Source organism: Ideonella sp. B508-1 (assembly GCF_000333615.1).
GTDB lineage: Bacteria > Pseudomonadota > Gammaproteobacteria > Burkholderiales > Burkholderiaceae_C > Ideonella.
On record NZ_BADL01000081.1, the window covers coordinates 1 to 1,276 of the forward strand.

A 1,276-nucleotide genomic window follows, 5' to 3' on the forward strand; every position below is an offset into this window, starting at 1 on the left:
TTTACCTTGCGCCTTCGCTCGCCAGCCTAACTGGTCGTTCAGCGTGGACGGGTGCCACAGACGAGTTATCGAGCTGGCCTGCTGCCGGTCTGACCTGTGATGTATCTCTGGCAACGGTGCTGTCAGGGTGACGGGGGAATCCTGCCCAGCCACTTTGGACCGAGGCATGATGAACGGCTGAAAGGCGGGCGCATGCCCACCCCAGGGCCATTACCTGAGTGCGGTACCCCAGCGCAGCAAAGGAGCAACTTGCATGAGCGACACGGAAAAGACAGGCAGTTGGTGGCAAACCCTTCCGGGGGTGCTCACCGCCTTGGCCGCCGTCATCACGGCGGTCACGGGCTTGGTGGCGCTGTTCGTTCAACACAGTGGAGGGGCTGAAAAGGCATCCGCCGCTGCGCCCACTCAGGCGGGGGTCGCCTCCCCAGCGACGCAACAAGCCAAGCCGTCGGGGACATCGTCAGCAGGCGCCTCACCCGGTGTTGCGTCCACCATGGCAACCTCCTCCCCTGCCCAGCCGACGCCTTTGACCAAGCCCTGGTCGCAGGTGCAGGCCGCAGTACTGGGCAAGGATGGCAGCACCACCCGTGTGCGGGCCGAAACCTTGAGCAACTGCATATCGGTCAACCACGAGTTGACGCTGGACGGCGGGCAGTCGATCGGTTTTGAACGCATGGCCGGCTTTGAGGTACTGCAGGCCGAGCGTCACACCTCGTCCACAGCCAAGGCCCAGATCAAGGTGACCTTGCTGAGTGGAGGCAGCGTCACAGGCATGGTGGAAGCCAATTGCGACTTGTTCGGCGAGAACGAGATGGGGCGCTTCTCCACCTTCTTCGACCAGATTCGCAGCGTGCATTTCGAGTACTGAGCACTTGCCGGCCAGCACCGAAATGGGCGGTTTTGCCCACAGGCGCACACCATCAGAGCATGAGATTCGAAGGCACCCTGACAACCTGGCATGACGACCGCGGCTTCGGCTTCATCGAGCCCACGCAGGGCGGCCAGGAGATCTTTGTCCACATCAAGGCCTTTCCGGCCGGCACCGGGCGGCACCGGGCGGCCGCAGGTCGGTCAGGTGCTGAGCTTCGAGGTGGCCCTGGGCCCCAATGGCAAGAAGCGCGCGCAGGCCGTGCAGTACCCGGTTCGCACGCGCAGCGCCCCTGCGCCCCGGGGCGAGGCGCCCGCGCCTTGGACCCTGGCGCGGGCACTGATCATTCCGGTCTTTCTGGTGCTGGTGTACTTTGTGGCCAAGCGCTGGGGTTGAAGCCCTATGTGC

At 64.3% G+C, this 1,276-nt stretch carries 2 protein-coding genes and 1 pseudogene; all 3 read left to right on the forward strand.

Annotated features, from left to right (window positions below; all coding sequences use genetic code 11):
• Positions 1-253 precede the first annotated feature (253 nt).
• The 3 genes and pseudogenes from I73_RS32300 to I73_RS31345 all read left to right on the forward strand — a co-directional run bounded on the left by I73_RS32300 (position 254) and on the right by I73_RS31345 (position 1,264).
• The gene (locus I73_RS32300; protein WP_148289670.1) at positions 254-868 is read left to right on the forward strand and encodes a hypothetical protein; all 615 of its coding nucleotides are present in this window, start codon (positions 254-256) and stop codon (positions 866-868) included.
• A 59-nt stretch (positions 869-927) separates the two neighbouring features.
• Positions 928-990: pseudogene (locus I73_RS33690) on the forward strand (DUF1294 domain-containing protein); the annotation flags it as partial.
• Between the two features lie 22 nt (positions 991-1,012).
• On the forward strand, positions 1,013-1,264 hold the full coding sequence (locus tag I73_RS31345) for a hypothetical protein (RefSeq protein ID WP_234409398.1): 252 nt from the start codon (positions 1,013-1,015) through the stop codon (positions 1,262-1,264).
• The last annotated feature ends 12 nt before the right edge of the window (positions 1,265-1,276 follow it).